17 protein-coding genes are annotated in these 16,869 nt (G+C 61.1%); 14 read left to right on the top strand and 3 right to left on the bottom strand.

Going from position 1 to position 16,869, the window contains the following annotated elements; all coding sequences use genetic code 11:
- Window positions 1–123 precede the first annotated feature (123 nt).
- A complete protein-coding gene (locus tag M6G53_RS20720; protein WP_253334198.1) occupies window positions 124–453 on the bottom strand; it encodes a hypothetical protein in 330 nt (109 codons plus the stop codon).
- A gap of 151 nt (window positions 454–604) precedes the next feature.
- Between M6G53_RS20720 and M6G53_RS20715 the strand changes: the two genes are divergently transcribed.
- Window positions 605–1,465, top strand: a complete 861-nt coding sequence (locus tag M6G53_RS20715) for a carboxylate/amino acid/amine transporter (protein WP_253334197.1) — start codon at window positions 605–607, stop codon at window positions 1,463–1,465.
- 36 nt (window positions 1,466–1,501) lie between these two features.
- Here the strand turns inward: M6G53_RS20715 and metR are convergent, their stop codons facing one another.
- On the bottom strand, window positions 1,502–2,446 hold the full coding sequence (gene metR, locus M6G53_RS20710) for an HTH-type transcriptional regulator MetR (protein WP_253334196.1): 945 nt from the start codon (window positions 2,444–2,446) through the stop codon (window positions 1,502–1,504).
- A gap of 90 nt (window positions 2,447–2,536) precedes the next feature.
- Here metR and metE point away from each other — a divergent pair, with 90 nt between their 5' ends.
- Window positions 2,537–4,825 carry a 5-methyltetrahydropteroyltriglutamate--homocysteine S-methyltransferase gene (gene metE, locus M6G53_RS20705; protein ID WP_253334195.1) on the top strand — a complete coding sequence of 763 codons (2,289 nt, stop codon included), beginning with the start codon at window positions 2,537–2,539 and terminating at the stop codon, window positions 4,823–4,825.
- A 78-nt stretch (window positions 4,826–4,903) separates the two neighbouring features.
- Here the strand turns inward: metE and M6G53_RS20700 are convergent, their stop codons facing one another.
- Window positions 4,904–5,731: a dienelactone hydrolase family protein gene (locus tag M6G53_RS20700; protein ID WP_253334193.1), complete on the bottom strand. Its 828-nt coding sequence runs from the start codon at window positions 5,729–5,731 to the stop codon at window positions 4,904–4,906.
- A gap of 486 nt (window positions 5,732–6,217) precedes the next feature.
- Here M6G53_RS20700 and udp point away from each other — a divergent pair, with 486 nt between their 5' ends.
- The 12 genes from udp to hemB all read left to right on the top strand — a co-directional run bounded on the left by udp (window position 6,218) and on the right by hemB (window position 16,838).
- Window positions 6,218–6,979 carry a uridine phosphorylase gene (gene udp / locus M6G53_RS20695; protein WP_253334191.1) on the top strand — a complete coding sequence of 254 codons (762 nt, stop codon included), beginning with the start codon at window positions 6,218–6,220 and terminating at the stop codon, window positions 6,977–6,979.
- A 130-nt stretch (window positions 6,980–7,109) separates the two neighbouring features.
- A complete protein-coding gene (locus M6G53_RS20690; RefSeq protein WP_253334189.1) occupies window positions 7,110–7,892 on the top strand; it encodes a tyrosine-protein phosphatase in 783 nt (260 codons plus the stop codon).
- Window positions 7,893–7,971: 79 nt separating this feature from the next.
- On the top strand, window positions 7,972–8,502 hold the full coding sequence (locus M6G53_RS20685; protein WP_019455291.1) for a DedA family protein: 531 nt from the start codon (window positions 7,972–7,974) through the stop codon (window positions 8,500–8,502).
- A 140-nt stretch (window positions 8,503–8,642) separates the two neighbouring features.
- Window positions 8,643–10,190, top strand: a complete 1,548-nt coding sequence (gene rmuC, locus M6G53_RS20680; RefSeq protein WP_253334186.1) for a DNA recombination protein RmuC — start codon at window positions 8,643–8,645, stop codon at window positions 10,188–10,190.
- Window positions 10,191–10,268: 78 nt separating this feature from the next.
- The gene (ubiE, locus tag M6G53_RS20675; protein ID WP_025304918.1) at window positions 10,269–11,024 is read left to right on the top strand and encodes a bifunctional demethylmenaquinone methyltransferase/2-methoxy-6-polyprenyl-1,4-benzoquinol methylase UbiE; all 756 of its coding nucleotides are present in this window, start codon (window positions 10,269–10,271) and stop codon (window positions 11,022–11,024) included.
- Window positions 11,025–11,037: 13 nt separating this feature from the next.
- Window positions 11,038–11,646, top strand: a complete 609-nt coding sequence (ubiJ, locus tag M6G53_RS20670; protein ID WP_253334184.1) for a ubiquinone biosynthesis protein UbiJ — start codon at window positions 11,038–11,040, stop codon at window positions 11,644–11,646.
- Window positions 11,643–13,274, top strand: a complete 1,632-nt coding sequence (ubiB, locus tag M6G53_RS20665) for a ubiquinone biosynthesis regulatory protein kinase UbiB (RefSeq protein ID WP_253334182.1) — start codon at window positions 11,643–11,645, stop codon at window positions 13,272–13,274. Before ubiJ ends, ubiB begins: the two co-directional genes overlap by 4 nt.
- Before the next feature lie 80 nt (window positions 13,275–13,354).
- Window positions 13,355–13,618: a Sec-independent protein translocase subunit TatA gene (gene tatA / locus M6G53_RS20660; RefSeq protein WP_004934452.1), complete on the top strand. Its 264-nt coding sequence runs from the start codon at window positions 13,355–13,357 to the stop codon at window positions 13,616–13,618.
- A gap of 3 nt (window positions 13,619–13,621) precedes the next feature.
- The gene (gene tatB / locus M6G53_RS20655; RefSeq protein ID WP_253334181.1) at window positions 13,622–14,191 is read left to right on the top strand and encodes a Sec-independent protein translocase protein TatB; all 570 of its coding nucleotides are present in this window, start codon (window positions 13,622–13,624) and stop codon (window positions 14,189–14,191) included.
- A gap of 3 nt (window positions 14,192–14,194) precedes the next feature.
- Window positions 14,195–14,965, top strand: coding sequence for a Sec-independent protein translocase subunit TatC (tatC, locus tag M6G53_RS20650; protein ID WP_004934456.1), 771 nt, complete (start codon window positions 14,195–14,197; stop codon window positions 14,963–14,965).
- 53 nt (window positions 14,966–15,018) lie between these two features.
- A complete protein-coding gene (gene tatD / locus M6G53_RS20645; RefSeq protein ID WP_253334180.1) occupies window positions 15,019–15,801 on the top strand; it encodes a 3'-5' ssDNA/RNA exonuclease TatD in 783 nt (260 codons plus the stop codon).
- Between the two features lie 14 nt (window positions 15,802–15,815).
- Entirely contained in the window at window positions 15,816–16,838 is a 1,023-nt protein-coding gene (hemB, locus tag M6G53_RS20640; RefSeq protein ID WP_253334179.1) for a porphobilinogen synthase, read from the top strand.
- Window positions 16,839–16,869 lie beyond the last annotated feature (31 nt).

Below are 16,869 nucleotides of genomic sequence, written 5' to 3'. Positions count from 1 at the left end.
CTTGCCGCCGCACCACCGGAAGGAATGCGATGCCTGGCTTTATCCTGTCACTGTGGCACCAGGTCGTGCTGTCTTTACCGCTGTTTGTCCCGATCGCGTTGAATTATGGGCTGTTCCTTACCGTCATGGGCGTGCGGGCGTAGCCGGCAGCGGCGCCTGCGGCACCGCCGGCGCGGTGCGATTGAACGGATCGCGCGGCTGATTGCCATTAGGCAGCAGTTGCCCGCCGTTCGGCGTGGTTTGCATCAGCTGTTGCCGCTGATGGTCGAACTGCCGCTGTTGCTGCAGGCGGCGTTGGTCCATTTGCCGATTGTTCAACAGACGCTGTTGCTGGGCCTGCTGGCTGCTTTGGTTGAGAAACTGCTGCTGTGAACGCAGATCGGTCACGCCGTTGGCCGCTGCGGCCAGGCCGGGCAGCCACAGCAGAGCGAACAGGATATGAGACGTTTTCATGATGGTTACCTCGCCGTTTTATTAAGCCTAACCCAGCGGTGAAATTTTGCCGGTAGTTTATCTTTTGTTCTGATGTAAACCGCCTTTTCACCAACGCGGTGCGCATCTTCCGTTACAATCGCCCTTTCGGTCTTTTTAGGGTGAACTCATCGTGCTGCTTTTGGTTATCACCACCATTCTGTGGGCATTTTCTTTCAGCCTGATTGGCGAGTACCTGGCGGGCCACGTCGACAGCGGATTCTCGGCGCTGGTGCGCATCGGGCTGGCGGCGCTGGTGTTTCTGCCGTTTCTGCGTTGGCGCAACATCAAACCCAGGGTGATCCTGCTGTATATGCTGGTGGGCGCCTTCCAGCTGGGCATCATGTACCTGTTCAGCTTCCGCGCCTATCTATACCTGACGGTGCCGGAATTCCTGCTGTTCACCGTGCTGACGCCGCTGTACATCACGCTGATTTACGATTTGCTGAGCGGCCGACGCCTGCGCTGGGGCTATGTCTTCAGCGCGTTGCTGGCGGTGCTGGGCGCGGCGATCATCCGCTATCACCAACTGAGCGAACACTTCTGGTGGGGGCTGCTGTTGGTGCAGGCGGCGAACATCAGCTTTGCCATCGGCATGGTCGGTTATAAGCGCCTGATGGAGGTGCATCCCTTGCCGCAGCACACCGCGTTCTCCTGGTTCTACCTGGGGGCGGCGGCGGTGGCGGTGGTGGCCTGGTTCCTGTGGGGCAATCCGCAGCAGCTGCCGACCACCAACCTGCAGTGGGGCGTGCTGATCTGGCTGGGCGTGGTGGCGTCGGGACTGGGCTACTTCATGTGGAACTACGGCGCGACGCAGGTGGATGCCGGCACGCTCGGTATCATGAACAACATGCATGTGCCGGCCGGGCTGTTGGTCAATCTGGCCATCTGGCAACAACAGCCGCACTGGCCGAGCTTTATCATCGGCGGGGCGGTGATCGTCGCTTCGCTGTGGGTGCACCGCCGCTGGGTGGCGCCGAAACAGAACGGCTAAGAACGCGGGCTCGCCCGGCGCGGGGGGGCCGAAAGTTTATACGCCGGCCGCCAACGCTTTGGCGCCGGTCGCGCCAGGGCGTGCGGCGTCGCGCACAAACGGCAGATGATCGCAGGCGTGCTGGCGGGCCGAGCGGATAAAGGCTTCGGTCACCGCCTGGCGCTGCTCGCCGTCGCGCACGGCGGCGTACAGGCGGCTCCACAGGCCGTCGCCCAGGGTTTTGGTCACCACCAGCCCCTGGCGTTCGAAACTCTCCACCACCCAGTGCGGCAGCGCCGCAAGCCCCATCCGCGCCGACACCATCTGGATCAGCAGCAGCGTGTTATCGACGTTCTTCAACGCCGGGCTGATGCCCGCCGGCTGCAGGAAATGCCGCCAGATATCCAGCCGCTGGCGCTGTACCGGGTAAATCAACAGCGTTTCGTCGCTCAAATCTTCCGGCTCAATGTGCGTGTTGCTTGCCAGCGGATGATCCGGCGCCAGCACCAGACGCACTTCGAAATCGAACATCGGCGAGTAGTGCAGGCCGCTGCGCGGCAGAATATCCGACGTCATCACCAGATCCAGCTCACCCTGCTGCAGGGCCGGCTGCGGATCGAAAGTGACGCCGGAGGTGAAATCCATCACCACCTGCGGGAAACGCCGGCGGAAGTTGTCCAGCGCCGGCGTCAGCCACTGAATGCAGCTGTGGCATTCGATGGCGATGCGCAGCGTGGTCTGGTGCGGCTCGTGGCAGGCCTGCAGCGCCTGTTGGATCTGCGGCAGCACCTGTTCCGCCAGCTGCAGCAGGATCTCGCCCTGGGCGGTGAAGCGCAGGGGCTGGCTCTTGCGCACGAACAGCTTGAAGCCCAGACGTTGTTCAAGATCGCTGAACTGGTGCGACAGGGCAGACTGCGTCTGATGAAGTTGGGCCGCCGCCCCCGCCAGCGAACCGCTGTTGCGCAGGGCCTGCAGCGTCCGTAAATGTTTCAGTTCGATCATGAGAGTCCTTCACATTGACAGTGAATAAATTGCGCTTGTGGTTAATACAGTACCTGCTGATTATGGATGTGTAAACATCTGGATGGCTAAATGGGGAATATGACGATGGCAATTTTGAATCACACACTGGGTTTTCCTCGCGTTGGGCTACGACGTGAGCTGAAAAAAGCTCAGGAAAGCTACTGGGCCGGCAATTCAACGCAGGAAGAGCTGTTGGCGGTTGGCCGCGAGCTGCGCGCTCGTCATTGGCAACAGCAACGGCAGGCCGGGGTGGATTTGGTGCCGGTCGGCGATTTCGCCTGGTACGATCATGTGTTGACCACCAGCCTGCTGCTGGGCAACGTGCCGGCGCGCCATCAGAATGCGGATGGCTCGATCGATCTGGACACGCTGTTCCGCATTGGCCGTGGCCGCGCACCGACCGGCGAGCCGGCGGCCGCGGCGGAAATGACCAAGTGGTTCAATACCAACTACCACTACATGGTGCCCGAATTTCAGCAAGGTCAGCAGTTCAAGCTGGGCTGGACCCAGCTGCTGGACGAAGTGGACGAAGCGCTGGCGCTCGGCCATCGCATCAAGCCGGTGCTGCTGGGCCCGGTGACCTATCTGTGGCTGGGTAAGGTGAAGGGCGAGCCGTTCGACCGCCTGTCGCTGTTGAAAGACATCCTGCCGGTTTACCAACAGGTGCTGGCCGAGCTGGCGAAACGTGGCGTCGAGTGGGTGCAAATTGACGAGCCGGCGCTGGTGCTGGAGCTGCCGCAAGCCTGGCTGGACGCGTTCAAACCGGCTTACGACGCGCTGCAGGGGCAGGTGAAGCTGCTGCTGACCACGTATTTCGACAGCGTCGGCCACAGCCTCGATACCGTCCGCACGCTGCCGGTGCAGGGGCTGCACGTCGATCTGGTCGCCGGCCATGATGATATTGCCGCGCTGAGCGCCGCATTGCCGAACGACTGGCTGCTGTCGCTGGGGGTAATCAACGGCCGCAACGTCTGGCGCGCCGATCTGAGCCGCTGGTTCGAACGCCTGCAACCGCTGGTGGGCACCCGCCCGCTGTGGATTGGCAGCTCCTGTTCACTGCTGCACAGCCCGATCGACCTGAGCGTGGAAAGCCGTCTGGACGAAGAAGTGAAAAGCTGGTTCGCCTTCGCGTTGCAAAAATGCGCCGAGCTGGCGCTGCTGACTGCGGCGCTGAACGCGCCTGACGCGGCCAGGCAGGCTGAACTGGATGCCTACAGCGCGCCGATCCGCGCCCGCCGTCAGTCGAGCCGCGTGCATAACCCACAGGTTGAGCGCCGTCTGGCGGCGATCACCGCCCAGGACAGCGAACGCCACAGCGCTTACGCCGAACGCGCCAGGGCGCAGCGCGCACGTTTCAACCTGCCTGCCTGGCCGACCACCACTATCGGTTCGTTCCCGCAGACCACCGAGATCCGCGGCCTGCGTCTGGACTTCAAACAGGGCCGTTTGGACAGCAACAACTACCGCACCAGCATCGGCGAACACATCAAACAGGCGATCGTCGAGCAGGAGCGCCTCGGGCTGGACGTGCTGGTGCACGGTGAAGCCGAACGCAACGACATGGTGGAGTATTTCGGCGAGAACCTGGACGGCTTCGTGTTTACCCAGAACGGCTGGGTGCAGAGCTACGGCTCCCGCTGCGTGAAGCCGCCGGTCATCATCGGCGACGTCAGCCGCCCGGCAGCCATCACCGTCGAATGGGCCAAATTCGCCCAGTCGCTGACCGACAAGCCGGTGAAAGGCATGTTGACCGGGCCGGTGACCATCCTGTGCTGGTCGTTCCCGCGTGAAGACGTGACTCGCGAAGTGATTGCCAAGCAGATTGCGCTGGCGCTGCGCGACGAGGTGGAAGATCTGGAAAAAGCCGGCATCGGCATCATCCAGATCGACGAACCCGCCCTGCGCGAGGGGTTGCCGCTGCGCCAATCCGACTGGGTCGCGTACCTGAACTGGGCGGTGGACGCCTTCAAACTGAACGCCGCCGTGGCGCGGGACGACACCCAGATCCACACCCACATGTGTTACTGCGAGTTCAACGACATCATGGACTCCATCGCCGCGCTGGACGCCGACGTGATCACCATCGAGACCTCGCGTTCCGATATGGATCTGCTGGAAGCCTTCAAAGAGTTCGAATACCCGAACGAAATCGGGCCGGGCGTTTACGATATCCACTCGCCGAACGTGCCGAGCGTGGAATGGATTGAAGCGCTGCTGCGTAAAGCGGCGCAGAACATCCCGGCGGAACGCCTGTGGGTTAACCCGGATTGCGGTCTGAAAACCCGCGGCTGGCCGGAAACCCGGCAGTCGCTGGCCAACATGGTATTGGCGGCGCAGCGCCTGCGCGAACAGGCGTGATGCCGTGCGGCGGATAAACCGCCGCTTATAGATTGGCTGGTGTGATGATTGGGCGCTTCGGCGCCCTTTTTTATGAGGCTATTTGACGCCGTGCTGGGCGAACCAGGCCAGCATGCGCTGCCAACCGTCCTCCGCCGCTTCGGCATTGTAGCTGGGGCGATAATCGGCGTTGAACGCATGCCCGACCTCGGGGTACACCACGATTTCGGCCTCGGCGTTGGCGGCGCGGATCGCCTGACGCATGGTTTCCACCGTCTCCAGCGGGATGCCGCTGTCCTGCCCGCCATACAGCCCCAGCACCGGCGCCGACAGGTGGGTGGCGACATCGACCGGATGCTTCGGTGAATTCAGCGTTTTTTCCCCCACCAGCTTGCCGTACCAGGCGGCCGCCGCCTTCAACTGCGGGTTGTGCGCCGCGTACAGCCAGGTGATGCGGCCACCCCAGCAGAAACCGGTGATCGCCAGCTTGCCGGCGTCGCCGCCGTGGCGGATGGCCCAGTGCGCGGCGTGATCCAGATCAGCCAGTACCTGACGATCCGGCACCTTGGTGACCAACTGTTGGAACAGCTCGCCGATATCGGTGTAGTCGTTGGCGTCGCCCTGGCGGAAATAGAGTTCGGGCGCGATCGCCAGATAACCCTGCTTGGCCAGGCGGCGGCACAGATCCTGAATATGTTCATGGACGCCGAAGATTTCCTGCACCACCAGCACGATGGGGAAAGGGCCGCTCTGGTCGGCGGGCTTGGCAACGTAGGCCGGCAGCGCGTCCCCCTGGGAAGGGATAGTGGTTTGCCCGGCGTGAATGCCCTGTTCGTCGGTGATAATCGCGGAGGCGGCCAACGGCGCGGCGGCCGGGGCGAATCCCCCCTGAGCCTGTTCTAATGTCATCACATGTTCGGTTTTCATTGCGGTCTCCGTGCAATAGAAAAAAGCGCTGAGATTAACTATAGGAAAGATTACCCATTATTGGCGCTGCGTGGCGCACTTTCGGACAAGTCGATAAAAAACGGCTAATTATCTGGCTTTGCGGCATTTTTAAGCGCTTTTTAGCATGTTATTACGCGTTTTGCCCCGCGTAAGTGCCATAAGGTGCGTTAGAAGGCTTTTTTGTCCCTAAGCCGCCGATAAGATAGGGTTATTTGGATTGATCAGCTAAATAGTTTCAGCCGGCAACCAACGGGCAGAGGGCGGCAAGATTTGTCGGCTAGACTGAGGTTCAGCGGCGTGCTCTGGATGCGCCCTGGTTATTTTTTGTGATTAAATTCACAAAAAATATGTAGCATGTAATTTGTTTCTCTTTTCATAGTGACTATCGTCACGAAATTAAGCGACGATTTTCAGTAGAGTGCTTTTTTGTTCCTCCCAATAAACATGATCCATGAGGAGTCTCGTATGTCTCAGTCTGACGTTTTTCATCTCGGCCTCACCAAGCAAGATTTACAAGGGGCCCAGCTTGCCATCGTGCCGGGCGATCCGCAGCGCGTAGAGAAGATTGCCAAGCTGATGGAAAATCCGGTACATCTGGCCTCCCATCGTGAATTCACTACCTGGCGCGCGGAGCTGGACGGCAAGGCGGTGATCGTCTGCTCCACCGGCATCGGCGGCCCGTCTACCTCTATTGCGGTGGAAGAGCTGGCGCAGCTGGGCATTCGCACCTTCCTGCGTATCGGCACCACCGGCGCCATTCAGGCCAATATCAACGTCGGCGACGTGCTGGTCACTACGGCCGCGGTACGCCTCGACGGCGCCAGCCTGCACTTTGCGCCGATGGAGTTCCCGGCGGTCGCGGACTTCGCCTGCACCACCGCGCTGGTGGAAGCGGCCAAGGCCAGCGGCGCCACCACGCACATCGGCGTGACCGCCTCTTCCGATACCTTCTATCCGGGCCAGGAGCGTTACGACACTTACTCCGGCCGCGTGGTCAGCCGCTTTAAAGGCTCGATGGAAGAGTGGCAGGCGATGGGCGTGATGAACTATGAAATGGAATCCGCCACGCTGCTGACCATGTGTGCCAGCCAGGGCCTGCGTGCCGGCATGGTGGCCGGGGTGATCGTCAACCGCACCCAGCAAGAGATCCCGAACGCCGAGACCATGAAAAACACCGAAAGCAAAGCGGTACAGATCGTAGTGGACGCCGCTCGCCGCCTGCTGTAATCGCCTTTCCCCCAGCGGGCCGCTGACGCGGCCCGTTTTTCCATTCGCGGCGAATCTGTTACGGTGATACTCCTCAGCGCTGCGCCGATGGCCGCTGCGCGTCGTCAGAACAAAAACAACGAGGACGTTTATGACCGCCCAGATCCTGCTTCATCCTTCGCTCGCGCCGCTCGACGGCGGCATCAATTTCCGCGACTTCGGCGGCAACGGCGTGGCCGACGGGCGCCGCATCAAGCGCGGCCTGCTGTTCCGTTCCGGTTCCCTCGAGCGGCTGACGGAAAACGACTGCGCCTTTCTCGCCGGCGTGCCGGTGCGCTCGGTGCTGGACTACCGCGATGCCGACGAGGTGCAGGCCAAGCCGGATATTCTGTGGCATGGCGCCGATTATCACCACGTGCCGGCCAACCCGCTGAGCAGCGAAGTCAACGCCAACCTGGAGAAGCTCACCAACGAGACGCTGGCCGCCTTCGACGCCCGCGCGTTCATGCTGGAGCTGTATCGCCGCCTGCCGTTCGGCAATGCGGCCTATCAGCGGCTGGCGCAGCTGTTGAGTAATCCTGGCGGCGGCGCCATCGTGCAGCACTGCGCGGTCGGCAAGGATCGCACCGGGGTCGGTTCGGCGCTGGTGTTGTTTGCGCTGGGGGCCGACGAAGCGACGGTGCTGGAAGACTATCTGCTGACCGAAACCACGCTGGCCACCTTCCGCGAGCAGATGCTGGCTCAGCTGTCTATCAAGCTGAATGCGGCGGCGCTGGAGCAATTCGCCTACGTGCTCAGTGCGCGTGAGGAGTTCCTGATGACGGCGCTGGGCTGTATCCGCCGGCAATACGGCTCCACCGACCGCTGGCTGGAAGCGGAATACGGCCTGGGCGCGCCCCAGCGCGAAGCGCTGCAGGCGTTCTACCTCGAGTAAATCGCCGTGTGTTTAGCCGGGGTTTAACTCGCCCCGGCCTATTCTAGGCGGCGAATTATCGCGTATCAGGAGCCCCGCATTGAGCCTCAACGACGTTATCAACTGGGTCAGCGACGTCGTGCGTCAGCACGAAGGCTGGGCCATTCCCATCATTTTCTTCCTGGCGTTCGGCGAATCGCTGGCGTTCTTGTCACTGCTGCTGCCGGCCACGGTGATCCTGCTGGCGCTGGGCGCGCTGATCGGCGAAAGCGGCATCGCCTTTTGGCCGATTTGGGCCGCTGCCGCCGTCGGGGCGTTTTTCGGCGACTGGCTCTCTTACTGGATCGGCTACCACTATCAGGACCGCGTGGCGCATATGTGGCCGCTGTCGCGCAATCCGCAGCTGCTGGCACGCGGCCACGCCTTCTTTGAACGCTGGGGCGTGCTGGGCATCTTCATCGGCCGCTTCTTCGGCCCGCTGCGCGCCGTGGTGCCGCTGGTGGGCGGTATTTGCGGCATGCCGCAGCGCTATTTTCAACTGGCCAACGTCACGTCGGCGATGATTTGGGCGTTCGGCATTCTGGCGCCGGGGGCATTCGGTATCAAGTGGCTCAGCCAGTGGTTGGGCTGATTTCTCGCTAAATTGCGTAGCGCCGCGCAATATTGTGCGCGGCGGGCAAAATCAGGCTGGACATCCATACAGCCTCCCCTTAACGTGACGGGCAATGGGCGTGCGAAACGCCGGAACGGCAAGGTGCAACAGGAGGCAGGGTGGATACCAGTCTGATTTATGGGATTGGCGGCGTAGCGATCGGCATGCTGTTGGGATGGCTGATCGCCAGCCTGCGGGTGCAGCAGACGAATGCGCAACATGAAACCGAGCTGCGGTTGTTGGAGCAAGCGTTGCAGCAGGCGCAGCAGGAAACGGCGGCGCGGCAGGAGGCTCTGCAGCGCCACGAGCAGCAGCTGCGCCAGAGCGAGCTGGAGCTGCGTAACCTGCACAGCCAGCTGGCGGCCGGGCATGAAAAGCTGCAACAGCTCAACCATTGGCGCAACGAATGCGAACTGCTCAACCAGGAGCTGCGCGCCCAGCGCGAGGTTAACAGCGCGCAGGAGGCCGAGCTGCGCGAAGTCACTATCCGTCTGGAAGAGACGCGCATGGCGGCGGAGGAGAAGCAGCGCCTGCTGATCAACAGCGAACAACGCCTCACCACCCAGTTTGAAAACCTCGCCAACCGCATTTTTGAACACAGCGGCCGCAAGGTGGACGAGCAAAATAAGCAAAGTTTGGATCGGTTGTTGCTGCCGTTGCGTGAACAGCTGGACGGTTTCCGCCGGCAGGTGCAGGACAGCTTTGGTCAGGAAGCGCGGGAACGCCACACGCTGACGCACGAGATACGCAATCTGCAGCAGTTGAACGCGCAGATGGCGCGCGAGGCCATCAACCTCACCAAAGCGCTCAAAGGCGATAACAAAACGCAGGGCAACTGGGGCGAGGTGGTGCTGAGCCGGGTGCTGGAGGCCTCCGGCCTGCGCGAAGGGCGCGAGTATGAAACGCAGGTCAACGTGCGGGTGGATCACCAGAGCCGCATGCAGCCCGATGTGATCGTGCGCCTGCCGCAGGGCAAGGACGTGGTGATCGACGCCAAGATGTCGCTGATCGCCTACGAGCGCTATTTCAACGGTGAAGACGAGGTGGAGCGCGAAGCGGCGCTGAATGAACATATCGCCTCGCTGCGCGGCCATATCCGCATGCTGGGCCGCAAGGACTATCAGCAGTTGCCGGGGTTGCGCTCGCTGGATTATGTGCTGATGTTCATTCCGGTCGAGCCCGCCTTCCTGCTGGCTATCGACCGCGAACCGGAGCTGATAGGCGAAGCGCTCAAACACAACATCATGTTGGTCAGCCCGACCACGTTGCTGGTGGCGCTGCGCACCATCACCAACCTGTGGCGCTATGAGCATCAAAGCCAGAACGCCCAGCGTATCGCCGATCGCGCGGCGAAACTGTATGACAAGATGCGGCTGTTCGTGGACGATATGTCGGCACTGGGGCAGAGCCTGGACAAGGCGCAGGGCAGTTATCGTCAGGCGATGAACAAACTGAGCGAAGGCCGTGGTAATCTTATCGGCCAAATTGAAGGTTTCCGCGCGCTGGGGGTGGAGGTCAAACGGCCGATCAACCCGCTGCTGGCGCAGCAAGCCGGCGCGCAACACGATGAAGCGGAAGAGGCGAACGACGACGATGTCGCCGCGCTGCCGCAGACGAAAGACGATGACGATACCGCCGGGGAACCGGGCTTCGTTTCGCACGGCTGAGGCCGTGGCGAGGTGGGGTATTGCTCGGGCTTCTGGTAAACTCATCCACACAAAATTGACTGAATAGCAGGCAGGACAATGGCAGATCAACCGCAGGAAACCACCGATTTCGGTTTTCGCACCGTCGCTAGAGACGAAAAACAGGCCATGGTGGCGGACGTTTTTCATTCGGTAGCGGCAAAGTATGACGTGATGAACGACCTGATGTCGTTCGGTATCCACCGCATCTGGAAGCGTTTCACCATTGACTGCAGCGGTGTGCGCCGCGGGCAGCGCGTGCTGGATCTGGCCGGCGGTACCGGTGACCTGGCCGCCAAGTTCTCCCGCATGGTCGGCGAGCAGGGCCAGGTGGTGCTGGCGGACATCAACGATTCGATGCTGAAGATGGGGCGCGAGAAGCTGCGCGATCGCGGCATCGTCGGCAACATCAATTATGTGCAGGCCAACGCCGAAGCGCTGCCGTTCCCGGACAACTACTTCGATTGCATCACCATCTCCTTTGGCTTGCGCAACGTCACCGACAAAGACAAAGCGCTGCGTTCGATGTTCCGCGTGCTGAAGCCGGGCGGCCGCCTGCTGGTGCTGGAGTTTTCCAAGCCGCTGCTGGCGCCGCTGAGCAAGGCTTACGATGCCTACTCGTTCCACGTGCTGCCGAAGATCGGCGAGCTGGTGGTCAAAGATCCGGACAGCTACCGCTACCTGGCGGAATCTATCCGTATGCACCCCGATCAGGAAACCCTGAAGGGCATGATGGGCAACGCCGGTTTTGAAAACGTCACCTATTTCAACCTGACCGGCGGGATTGTCGCCCTGCATCGCGGCTTCAAGTTCTGAGAGGGAGATGCCGATGCTGTTTACCCCTCTGCTGACCGGTGCGCTGGAAACCTCGCTGAATAATCTGCTGTTTCGCGATCGCAGCATGAAAGCCGCCCGCCAACGCCTGGCGGGCAAGGTGCTGCGTATCGAACTGGAAGAGCTGGCGTCACCGCTGGTGCTGGTGTTCAGCGAACAGCGCGTGGACGTGCTGGGGCAGTCGGAAGACAGCGCCGATTGCACGGTGCGCAGCCGCATTCCCGCCTTACTGAAGCTGCGCGATCGCCAGCAGTTGCCGGTGCTGATGCGCAGCGGTGAACTGGCGGTGGAAGGCGATCTTCAGGTGGTGCAACAGCTGGTTGGCCTGCTCGATCTGGCGGAATGGGATCCGGCGGAGTGGCTGGCGCCCTACATCGGCGATATCGCCGCCCAGGGCATTACGCAGGCGCTGGGAAAAGGCGCCTCGCTGCTGAAAGCCGGCTTTATACGCCGGCAGCAAGACATGGCGGAGACGCTGACGGAAGAGTGGCGCCTGGCGCCGGGGCCGCTGGAAGTGGTGTGGTTCAACGAAGAAGTTGATGCACTCGCCCGCAGCGCGCAAGCGCTGATTGCCCGCATGGACAAGTTGGAGGGCAAGCGATGACCCCAGGCGAACTGCGCCGTTTGTATTTTATCGTCCGCGTTTTTCTCAGCTATGGGCTGGATGAGCTGATCCCTAAAATGCGTTTGACGCTGCCGCTGCGCTTCGGCCGCCGATTGCTGTTCTGGATGCCGAATCGGCACAAGGACAAACCGCTGGGTGAACGCCTGCGGCTGGCGCTGCAGGAACTGGGGCCGGTCTGGATCAAGTTCGGCCAGATGATGTCGACCCGCCGCGATCTGTTTCCGCCGCAGATTGCCGATCAGCTGACGCTGTTGCAGGATCGGGTCGCGCCTTTCGACGGCGCGCTGGCACGTAAACATATTGAGCTGGCGATGGGCGGCCCGCTGGAAACCTGGTTCGATGACTTTGATCAGCAGCCGCTGGCCTCTGCCTCGATCGCGCAGGTGCATACCGCGCGGTTGAAAACCACCGGCCAGGAAGTGGTGCTGAAGGTGATTCGACCGGATATCGGGCCGATCATCAAGGCCGACGTGCGCCTGATGTACCGGTTGGCCGGCTGGGTGCCGAAGCTGTTGCCGGACGGCCGCCGTCTGCGCCCGCGCGAAGTGGTGCGCGAGTACGAGAAAACCCTGCTGGACGAACTGAACCTGCTGCGCGAAGCGGCCAACGCTATTCAGCTGCGCCGCAATTTCGACGGCAGCCCGATGCTGTACGTACCGGAAGTCTATTCCGACTACTGCCGCGAAAGCGTATTGGTGATGGAGCGCATCTACGGCATTCCGGTCTCGGACATCGCCACGTTGGAGCAGCAGGGCACCAACATGAAACTGTTGGCAGAACGCGGCGTGCAGGTGTTCTTTACCCAGGTATTCCGCGACAGCTTCTTCCATGCGGACATGCATCCCGGTAATATTTTCGTCAGCTACGAACACCCGGAAGATCCTTGCTATATCGGCATCGACTGCGGCATCGTCGGCTCGCTCAACAAGGATGATAAACGCTACCTGGCGGAAAACTTCATTGCCTTCTTCAACCGCGATTACCGCAAGGTGGCGGAACTTCACGTCGATTCCGGCTGGGTGCCGCGCGACACCAACGTGGAAGACTTCGAATTCGCCATCCGCACCGTGTGCGAGCCGATTTTCGAGAAACCGCTGGCGGAGATTTCCTTCGGCAACGTGCTGCTGAACCTGTTCAACACCGCGCGCCGCTTCAATATGGAAGTGCAGCCGCAGCTGGTGTTATTGCAGAAGACCTTGCTGTATGTTGAAGGGCTGGGGCGCCAGCTCTACCCGCAGCTGGATCTGTGGACCACCGCCAAGCCGTTCCTCGAGAGCTGGCTGCGCGATCAGGTCGGCATTCCTGCCGTGGTGCGCGCGCTGAAAGAGAAAGCGCCGTTCTGGGCGGAGAAACTGCCCGAACTGCCCGAGCTGTTTTACGACAGCCTGCAGCAGCATAAACTGTTGCAACAAAGCGTTGATAAGCTGACCAACCAGATGCAGGCTCAGCGGGTTCGTCAGGGGCAGTCACGTTATTTGTTCGGCGTTGGCGCTACACTCTTGGTAAGCGGCACGCTGTTGCTGCTGGGGCAAATCGAGGCGTTTCCCGCCTGGATGATGGCCGCCGGCATCGTGTGCTGGGTGATTGGCTGGAAGCGAACCACCTGATTTAATTCGTCACTCTGGTAAAGTCGGCCCTATAATGCGGGCTGGCTTTAAAAGACCCTTTAAAATTAGAGGTAATTAAAATGGGCGGTATTAGTATTACGCAATTGTTGATCATCGCAGTGATCGTGGTGCTGCTGTTCGGTACCAAAAAACTGCGCACGCTGGGCTCCGATCTCGGCGCCTCGATCAAGGGCTTCAAGAAGGCGATCGGCGACGACACGCCGTCGACCCCCAACACGGCTGAGAAAAGCAGCCTGGATGACGCTGACTTCTCGGCCAAGCCTATTACCGATAAGCAGCCGGAAGTGAAACCGGAAGAGTCGAAGAACAAAGAGCAGGTATAAACCGTGTTTGACATTGGGTTTAGTGAGCTGCTGCTGGTGCTGGTGATCGGCCTGGTTGTTCTGGGGCCGGAACGGTTGCCGGTCGCGGTCAGAACGGTGTCGGGCTGGATCCGCGCGCTGCGCTCGCTGGCGGCCTCGGTGCAGCACGAACTGTCTCAGGAGCTGAAGCTGCAGGAGCTGCAGGACAGCCTGAAAAAAGCGGAACAGGCTGGTTTGCAGAACCTGACGCCGGAACTGAAGGCGTCGATGGATGAACTGAAAGACGCGGCGGAATCATTGAAACGCACCTACCGGGGCGAGAAAGAAGAGCTGGCGAACACCATTCATAACCCGCAGGTCACCGATCCGGAAGCCTTACACGACGGCGTGACGCCGGCGGAAGCGGCAACCCGCGCCAGCGCGCCTGCCGCCGTGCCGAAACCGGCATCGGAGCCTGAGGCCGTCGTGGCTGCTTCCCCGGCTGCGCCTGTGGCGGCGCAACCGGCTAAAGCACCGGTGGAAACCGCGCCGGCACCTGTCGAACCTGTTGCGGATAAAACCCCAGCGTCTCACCAACCTAGTGGCGATCGTTAATACATGGCTGTTGAAGATACCCAACCCCTTATCAGTCATCTGATAGAGCTGCGCAAGCGGCTATTGAACTCGATTATCTGCGTGTTGGCGGTGTTCGTGGTGCTGGTGTTTTTCGCCAACGACATCTACCAACTGGTCTCTGCGCCGCTGCTCAAGCAGCTGCCGGCCGGGGCGAGCATGATCGCCACCGACGTGGCATCACCGTTCTTTACGCCGATCAAGCTGACCATGATCGTCTCGGTGTTCGTCTCCGCGCCGATGATCCTGTATCAGGTGTGGGCATTCATCGCGCCGGCGCTGTACAAGCATGAACGCCGCCTGATGATGCCGCTGCTGGTGTCCAGCAGCCTGCTGTTCTACCTCGGGATGGCTTTCGCCTACTTCATCGTGTTCCCGCTGGCCTTCGGCTTCTTTGCCAAGACTGCGCCGATGGGGGTGACCATTGCGACCGACATTAAAAACTACCTCGATTTCGTCATGGCGTTGTTTATGGCGTTTGGCGTTGCCTTCGAAGTGCCGGTCGCCATCATTCTGCTGTGCTGGAGTGGCGTCACCTCGCCGGAAGATCTGAAGAAGAAACGGCCGTATGTGCTGGTCGGCGCGTTTGTGGTCGGCATGCTGTTGACGCCGCCGGACGTGTTCTCGCAAACCCTGTTGGCGATACCGATGTATCTGCTGTTTGAAGTAGGGGTGTTCTTCGCTCGCTTCTATACCGGAAAACGTCGTCCGCAGGCGGAAGAAGAAGACGAGGGTGACGAACCCCCAGCCCCCTGATCCATCTTGATTGCGAAGCCGCCCATTGGGCGGCTTTTGCTTTGGAAAAAACCATGTTTGATATCGGCGTAAATCTCACCAGCAGCCAATTCGCCAAAGACCGCCAGGCGGTGGTGGAACGCGCCCATGCCGCGGGCGTGACGGGGATGTTGATTACCGGCACCGATCTGGCGCAGAGCCGCGAGGCCGCTGAACTGGCGCAGCAACATCCGGGCTACGGTTGGTCTACCGCCGGCGTGCATCCGCACAACGCCAGCGGTTGGGATGAACACACCGCCGAGCAGATTTATGCGTTGGCCGCGCGCCCTGAAGTGGCGGCGATCGGCGAATGCGGACTGGATTTCAATCGCAACTTCTCGACGCCCGCGCAGCAGGAAGCGGCGTTCACCGCGCAGCTGGCGCTGGCCGCAGAGTTGGCGTTGCCGGTGTTTCTTCATTGCCGCGACGCACACGCACGTTTTGCCGAGCTACTGACGCCGTGGTTGGATAAACTGCCCGCGGCCGTGGTGCACTGCTTCACCGGCACCGCCGAAGAATTAACAAGCTGCCTGTCGCTGGGCCTGTCGATCGGGATTACCGGTTGGGTCTGCGACGAGCGGCGCGGCCTGGCATTGCGCGCCCTGTTGCCGCAGATCCCGGCCGAGCGTCTGCTGCTGGAAACTGACGCCCCTTATCTGTTGCCCCGGGATTTACAGCCTAAACCCGCATCTCGCCGCAACGAACCCTGTTTCCTGCCCCATATCGTGCATCAGGTCGCCGTCTGGCGACAGGAAGAGCCGCAATGGCTGGGGCAAAAAACCGATGAGAACGCCCGCCGGCTATTCCGGCTGGTTTGAGCTAGGAGAAAACTATGAGCTATGCATTTCCGGGCACCTTCCCTGGTCGCCGTATGCGCCGCGTGCGCCGTCATGACTTCAGCCGCCGCCTGGTCGCCGAGAATCAACTGACGGTCAACGACCTGATTTATCCGGTGTTTGTCATGGAAGGCAGCAATCGCCAGGAAGAAGTGGCCTCGATGCCGGGCGTATCGCGCATGACGATCGATCTGCTGGTCAAGGAAGCGGAAACCATCGCCAAACTCGGCGTGCCGGTGATCTCCCTGTTCCCGGTGATCGAACCGGGCCTGAAGTCGCTGCATGCGGAAGAAGCCTATAACCCGGAAGGGCTGGTGCAGCGCACGGTGCGCGCGCTGAAAGACGCGGTGCCTGAACTGGGCATTCTGACCGATGTCGCGCTCGATCCCTACACCACGCACGGGCAGGACGGGGTAATCGATGAGCAGGGCTATGTGATTAACGACGTGACCAAAGACATCCTGGTGCGTCAGGCGCTGTCCCATGCCGAAGCGGGCGCGGAAATCGTGGCGCCGAGCGACATGATGGACGGCCGCATCGGGGCGATCCGCGATCGTCTGGAATTGCAGGGCCTGGTGAATACCCAGATCATGGCCTACTCCGCCAAGTATGCTTCCTGCTACTACGGCCCGTTCCGCGATGCGCTGGGCTCCAGTGGCAACCTGAAGGGCGGCAACAAGAAGACCTATCAGATGGATCCGGCCAACGGCGACGAAGCGCTGCAGGAGATTGCACAGGATCTGCAGGAAGGCGCGGACATGGTGATGGTGAAACCGGGGATGCCATACCTGGACGTGGTGCGCCGCGTGAAGGATACCTTCGGCGTGCCAACCTTCGCTTATCAGGTGTCCGGCGAGTACGCCATGCATATGGCGGCGATTCAGAACGGCTGGCTGCAGGAGCAGCCTGCGGTGATGGAGTCGTTGATGTGCTTCAAACGCGCCGGTGCCGACGGTGTGCTGACCTACTTCGCCAAGCGTGTCGCCCAGTGGCTGCACGACGACGCGATGCGTCGTTAAGCGCCAAATGAGCCAACAAAAAGGCGCCTGA

Source organism: Serratia nevei (genome assembly GCF_024160145.1).
Lineage (GTDB): Bacteria > Pseudomonadota > Gammaproteobacteria > Enterobacterales > Enterobacteriaceae > Serratia > Serratia nevei_A.
The sequence above is the reverse complement of the archived record's forward strand: the minus strand, read 5'-3'. Positions and strand labels throughout refer to the sequence as shown.